We start from the raw sequence: 6,787 nt of genomic DNA, 5'->3' as shown, positions 1-6,787 counted from the left end.
AAAGAAACTTCAGAGCGAAGGACTTCGTCGCCAGCAGCGCCGCCGCCCTCGTCAGTGATCGGGCTTATAGACCCTGCCCCTTTTCTAAGTCAACAGCGGTTTTCAAAAAAAACCAGATTTCTTGCATGACATTGAATTTTAACGCGGATTTCCCGAGGCCAGCTTCTCGGCTCCGCGATTGCGCGGCCAGCCGGATCATTTCTAAGAAAATAGGGTCCCAAAACGCAATGGCGAGGTACTTCGCCCTCACATCTTCACATTCAGATGGTCTCAAGGGCGAATGATTTGGGTGTGCGCACCCGGCCCATTTGACTTCTATTGCCAAACTATGCACTTTTCGGCGCCAGCCACAGCTGCCCGAAGACGCCCACCGAAAGGACGCGGATCCACCTGCCATGATGACGGAGAAGATGATGATCCGCTCGTTCGGCAACGAGCCGCCGCTTCTCGCCGATGGCAGACGTGCGCCGGACCGCCGCGAGGTTTCATTGCGCTGGCTTTCGGGTACGTTCCTCACCGGCATAACATCGAGCGTGCTGATGGGCGTGGCGCTCTTCGCCGCACTCGACGGTCGCCAGCAGCTGGCGATCCCTGCCGAGGCTTACGCCAATATCAATGCCGAGGCGCATGCCGATACCGACGTGACGCGCGGCAGCCGCCTGATTGCCTCCGCGATTGCAGCCAAGCCGTCGGACCGCAAGATCATGGAGGTCTCGACCGTCGTCCGCGAGGGCGACAAGGAGGTTGTCCGCCGCCAGCCCTTTGCACGTGTGAAGATAACGCTTGCCGCCAACCACGTCGCGACCGAGGACTATCCAAGCTTCAACCCGCTGACGATCTTCTCGGCGGACGAGCCCGATGCACAGCCAAACGTTCGCACCGGACAGATCTACGGTTCGGACGTGGAGTCTGAGGTCAGTCTGAAAACGGTAGCCTACCCCACGGCAAAATCCGATCTCCCGGTAGCAGCCGGTATGACCCTCGACGAGATCGAGGAGAACGTGCGCTCCAACGGCTCCGTCCTGACCGACGGTGCGGCCCAGGTCGCAGCACTCTACTATGTGGACCCGCGCCGCTTCTCCAACGATGACAATGACGTTGACCTGACGGCTGGCCTGACGGCCCGTGTCCTCGAGCAGAACATGACGGTCTCCGCACCGGAATCGATCACGCCGCAAACGGAAGAGTTTGCCGACGACATCATCCCGGTACGCCAGGACACCTCGATCATCAAAACAATGACGGAGTCGGGCTATCCGGAGCCGCAGGCCAAGGGCCTGTCTGCCTATCTGTCGCCCATGATCGGATCGGACGATCTCTCGAAGGGCGATGTGTTGCGGATCGGCATCCTGCAAAGAGGCGAGCAGGCCAAGATCATCCGCGCCAGCGTCTATCGCGGCACCCGCCATCTTGTCACCGTGGCGCTCGACGACCACGACCGGTTCGTCGCCGGGCACGAGCCGCCGCAAATCGATGCGGTCACGACCGCCTTCGACGACAGCTCGACATCGATCCCGTCCAACCAGAACCTGCCGCGCGTTTATGACGGCATCTATCGTGCTGCGCTCTCCTACGGCATGACCAAGGACATGACCGCGCTGATTATCAAGCTGCTGGCGAGCAGCGTTGATTTCCAGGCGGAATTGCGCCCGACCGATACTCTGGAGGCTTTCTTTTCGGTCACCGATTCCAGCGGACAGGCAACGGCCGATTCCGAGCTTCTCTACGTGAATGCGCGCTTCGGCGACACGCAGACCCGCTTCTACCGCTTCCAGGATCCGGAAGATGGTTCGATCGACTACTTCGATCAGGACGGTAAGAGCATTCGGCAATTCCTGCTGCGCAATCCCGTGCCGAACGGCATTTTCAAGTCGGGCTTCGGCATGCGCCGGCACCCGATCCTGGGTTTTGCCCGCATGCACACCGGCGTCGATTGGGCCGCTCCGCGCGGCACGGCGATCATCGCCGTCGGCAACGGTACCGTCGAAAAGGCGGGCTGGGATTCTGGCGGCTACGGCAACCAGACCATCATCCGCCACGCCAATGGCTACGAATCCTCCTACAATCACCAGAGCGCCATCGCCAAGGGCATCATTCCCGGCGCCAAGGTGCGCCAGGGCCAGGTGATCGGCTGGGTCGGTACGACAGGCGAATCCACTGGCCCGCATCTGCACTACGAGATGATCGTCAACGGCACCAAGGTCGATCCCCTGCGCGTGCGCCTTCCGGGTGGCAAGTCGTTGAAGGGTGAAGCGCTGGCAAAGTTCGAAGACGAGCGGCAGCGTATCGACACCCTTCTCGGCAACCAGCCGCCGCCGCAGGTGGCAAGCAAATAGCATCCACAAAAATGGCGGCCGAGGCCGCCATTTTCTTACTGAGATCGAAGGATCTTAGGCCGCTTCGTTGACCGCGGTATTCCGGGTGCGGAACAACAACCGGTCGGTACCGCTGGTGATCTTCACCGTCGATCCATCCGGCACCTGGCCGGAGAGGATCTGTTCGGCCAGCGGATCCTGAACATACTTCTGGATCACCCGCTTCAGCGGCCGCGCGCCATAGACCGGATCGTAGCCCTTGTTGGCGAGCCAGGTCCGCGCATCGTCGTCGAGCTCGAGCGTGATCTTGCGCTCGGCAAGCAGCGCCACCAGACGCTTCAGCTGAATGTCGACGATCGCGCCCATTTCCTCGCGCTTCAGGCGATGGAACAGGATGATCTCGTCGATGCGATTCAGGAACTCCGGCCGGAAGTGACTGCGCACGACCTCCATCACCTGCTCGCGAACCACCTCGCTGTCGTCGCCTTCCTTGAGCTGGGTCAGGTATTCGGCGCCGAGGTTCGACGTCATGATGATCATCGTGTTGCGGAAATCGACCGTCCGGCCCTGACCATCCGTCAAGCGGCCATCGTCCAGAACCTGCAGCAGGATGTTGAAGACATCAGGGTGCGCCTTCTCGATCTCGTCGAACAGCACGACCTGATACGGCCGGCGGCGAACGGCTTCCGTCAGCGCACCACCTTCATCATAGCCGACATAGCCGGGAGGGGCGCCGATCAGCCGGGCCACGGAGTGCTTCTCCATATACTCGGACATATCCATGCGCGCCATTGCCGTCTCGTCGTCGAAGAGGAAGCGGGCAAGCGCCTTGGTGAGCTCCGTCTTGCCGACACCGGTCGGGCCGAGGAAGATGAACGAGCCGATCGGTCGGTTCGGATCCTGTAAGCCGGCACGCGCACGGCGCACCGCACGCGAAACGGCCTGAACCGCGTCACCCTGACCGATCACCGATTTCGCCAGTTCGTCTTCCATCCGAAGCAGCTTGTCGCGCTCGCCTTCCAGCATCTTATCAACCGGGATGCCGGTCCAGCGAGAGACGACATGCGCAATGTTGTCGGGGATCACGACCTCCTGCACCATGGCGCTGCGATCGCTATCCTGCTGTTCGGCCTCACCAAGCTTCTTTTCCAGTTCCGGAATGACGCCATACGTCAGCTCGCCGGCACGCTGGAACTCGCCCTTGCGCTGTGCGATCGCGAGTTCGTTGCGTGCTTCGTCCAGCTGCTTCTTTAGGTCCGCGGCAAGGCCAAGCTTCTGCTTTTCCGCCTGCCAGCGGGCCGTGAGGGCATCGGCCTCTTCCTCAAGACCCGTCAACTCGGTTTCAAGCCGCACCAGCCGGTCGGCGGATGCCGTGTCGGTTTCCTTCTTCAGCGCCTCGCGCTCGATCTTCAGCTGCATGATGCGCCGATCGAGTTCGTCCAGCTCCTCAGGCTTGGAATCCACCTGCATGCGCAGCCGCGCAGCAGCTTCGTCCATCAGGTCGATTGCCTTGTCGGGCAGGAAGCGGTCGGTGATGTAGCGATTGGAAAGCGTCGCAGCCGCGACCAGGGCCGAATCCGAGATGCGGACCTTGTGGTGTTGCTCGTATTTTTCCTTGAGGCCGCGCAGGATCGAGATCGTGTCCTCGACCGTCGGCTCCTCGACCATGACTGGCTGGAAGCGGCGGGCAAGGGCCGGGTCCTTCTCGACATGCTTGCGGTATTCGTCGAGTGTGGTCGCACCGACGCAGTGCAGCTCGCCGCGGGCAAGCGCAGGCTTCAGCAGGTTGGAGGCGTCCATCGCCCCATCCGCCTTGCCGGCACCGACCAGCGTGTGCATTTCGTCAATGAACAGGATGATCTCGCCGTTCTCGGCCTGCACCTCGTTGAGTACGGCCTTCAGCCGCTCCTCGAACTCGCCACGATACTTTGCGCCGGCAATCAGCGCGCCCATGTCGAGCGCCATCAGCTTCTTGTCCTTGAGCGATTCCGGCACGTCGCCGTTGACGATACGCAGCGCAAGACCTTCGACGATGGCGGTCTTGCCGACGCCGGGCTCGCCGATCAGCACCGGGTTGTTCTTGGTGCGGCGCGAGAGAACCTGGATCGTGCGGCGGATTTCGTCGTCGCGGCCGATGACGGGATCAAGCTTGCCCTCGCGAGCCTCGCCAGTCAGATCGCGTGCGTACTTCTTCAAGGAGTCGAAGCCCTGTTCGGCATTCGAGCTGTCGGCCGTGCGGCCCTTGCGGATCTCGTTGATCACCTGATTGAGCGCAAGCGCAGTCACGCCAGCGTTCTTCAGCGTGGTAGACGTCGACGCCGAAGACTCGATCGCCAATGCCTGCAGCAGACGCTCGACGGTGACGAAGCTGTCGCCAGCCTTTTTCGCTGCCTCTTCAGCAGTCGAAAGAACCTTGGCAAGCGGCTGAGCAAGATAGATCTGCCCGTTGCCGCCGGAAACCTTCGGCAGCTTAGCAAGTGCGGCATCGTTGGCAAGACGCGCAGCCTTCGGGTCACCGCCTGCGCGCTCGATCAGCGAAGCGGCCATGCCCTGATCGTCGTCAAGCAGCACCTTGAGAACATGTTCGGGGGTGAACTGCTGGTGCCCCTGCGCAAGCGCATAGGTCTGGGCGGATTGAATGAAACCGCGCACCCGCTCGGAGTATTTTTCAATATTCATACTGTACCTCCATGAATCGCCCTGCCCTCATAAGGCACAGGCCGATGACTGAGATTGAGCTCCCTTAAATGGCAAGCCCATTGTTCCGCCGCGGTCGGGATTTGCGGCCGACGAACTTTGGCTGGATATGGTGGAGGATTTTAACAGTTTAAAGAGGCTACCAGGCGAAAAACCACGACATCAAACGCCAGGACCTGATGGAAGCTGTCGCCGCGCTTCTCGGCCTACCGCATATTAGCTACCGCTTGTGAATGGCGGGCGCGGAGCGCAAGATGCCGCGGCGGAAACGCGCTATCTCGCCTTGGGGAGGAAATCATGGACGACCTGAACCTCACGACCCTCAAAAAGGGTCAAGCGTTAGTGAAAGACGTAGTCATCGAAGGCCTTGCGGCAGGGTTGCGCGGCAAGTTGCTGAGTGGAAAGGATGCAGATTACGACGCGGCGCGGGCTATATGGAATGCCATGGTCGACCGGCGCCCCGGCCTTATCGCGCGCTGCGCTGGCGCAGCCGATGTCATGAGAGCAGTTCGGTTTGCGCGCGACAATGGACTCTTGCTGGCTGTTCGCGGCGGGGGGCATAACATCGCCGGCAATGCCGTCTGCGAAGGCGGCGTCGTTATAGACCTGTCGCCGATGAAATCGGTAAGGGTTGACCCAGGCACGAGACGCCTGCGCGTTGAGCCGGGCGCGACACTCGCCGACGTGGACGGAGAGACGCAAGCTTTCGGGCTTGCCCTGCCCACCGGCATCAACTCCACGACCGGCATCGCGGGATTGACACTCGGTGGCGGCTTTGGATGGCTAACCCGCAAATTTGGACTGACGATCGACAACCTCATTTCGATGGACGTCGTGACAGCGGAAGGGAAGTTCATGCGCGCCAGTGAACGCGAGGAGCCGGACCTTTTTTGGGCCTTGCGCGGCGGTGGCGGCAACTTCGGTGTGGTGACCTCCTTCGAATTCCGGCTTCACGACCTGCCTGGAGATGTCCTCGCGGGTCTGGTCGTTCATCCCTTCGCCGATGCAGACACTGTGCTCAAGCAATATCGCCAGGCACTCGAAACCGCGCCTGACGAACTGACGTGCTGGGTCGTCATGCGCAGAGCACCACCGCTTCCCTTCCTGCCGGCAGAATGGCATGGCAAGGAAATCGTAGTGCTTGCCATGTGCTATTGCGGCGACGTCGAAAAGGGAAAGGCGGCGACCGCCGAGCTTCGCGCCATCGGTCGTCCGATCGCCGACGTCGTCGCTCCGATGCCCTTCGCCGCCTGGCAGCAGGCTTTCGATCCGCTGCTGACACCGGGTGCGCGCAACTACTGGAAGAGCCAGGACTTCGCCGAGCTTTCGGACGCGACGATCGCGATACTTCTCGACGCCGTACGCAAGCTTCCCGGTCCGGAGTGCGAAATCTTCATTGGCCATGTAGGCGGCGCGGCAGGCCGCATCCCCGTGGAGGCCACGGCCTTCCCGCAGCGAAACTCGCATTTCGTCATGAACGTTCATGCACGCTGGCGTGAGAAGTCGATGGACGACACTTGCATCGGTTGGGCGCGCGCGCTTTTTGAGGCGACAAAGAAGAATGCCATCGGCACTGCCTACATCAACTTCATGCCGGAGGATGAAGCCGATCGTGTTGAAGCGGCCTATGGTGCCAATTACAGGCGCCTAGCGGCGATCAAGCAGCACTACGATCCGCAGAACCTTTTTAGGATGAACCAGAATGTGAAGCCGGAGACGGAGATGCGGGCTGCCAGCTGACCGGCAAGCAAAGCGGCAGCGGTCAGGATCCGGCG

Annotated in this window: 4 protein-coding genes; 3 read left to right on the top strand and 1 reads right to left on the bottom strand. The window is 61.2% G+C overall.

The features are described from left to right. Together FHX09_RS29490 and FHX09_RS26545 are read left to right on the top strand one after the other, a co-directional pair. Positions 1-284, top strand: a 284-nt coding sequence (locus FHX09_RS29490) for a hypothetical protein (protein WP_207911689.1), incomplete at its 5' end; no start/stop codon positions are given. Positions 285-395: 111 nt separating this feature from the next. After that, positions 396-2,336: a M23 family metallopeptidase gene (locus tag FHX09_RS26545; RefSeq protein WP_184450872.1), complete on the top strand. Its 1,941-nt coding sequence runs from the start codon at positions 396-398 to the stop codon at positions 2,334-2,336. Between the two features lie 54 nt (positions 2,337-2,390). On the opposite strand, the gene clpB is transcribed toward FHX09_RS26545, so the two are convergent. Further along, on the bottom strand, positions 2,391-4,994 hold the full coding sequence (gene clpB / locus FHX09_RS26540; RefSeq protein WP_184450870.1) for an ATP-dependent chaperone ClpB: 2,604 nt from the start codon (positions 4,992-4,994) through the stop codon (positions 2,391-2,393). Positions 4,995-5,309: 315 nt separating this feature from the next. Here clpB and FHX09_RS26535 point away from each other — a divergent pair, with 315 nt between their 5' ends. Next, a complete protein-coding gene (locus FHX09_RS26535) occupies positions 5,310-6,752 on the top strand; it encodes an FAD-binding oxidoreductase (RefSeq protein WP_007790611.1) in 1,443 nt (480 codons plus the stop codon). Positions 6,753-6,787 lie beyond the last annotated feature (35 nt).

Origin of the sequence: Rhizobium sp. BK538, assembly GCF_014197575.1 — a bacterium.
Lineage (GTDB): Bacteria > Pseudomonadota > Alphaproteobacteria > Rhizobiales > Rhizobiaceae > Rhizobium.
The sequence above is the reverse complement of the archived record's forward strand: the minus strand, read 5'-3'. Positions and strand labels throughout refer to the sequence as shown.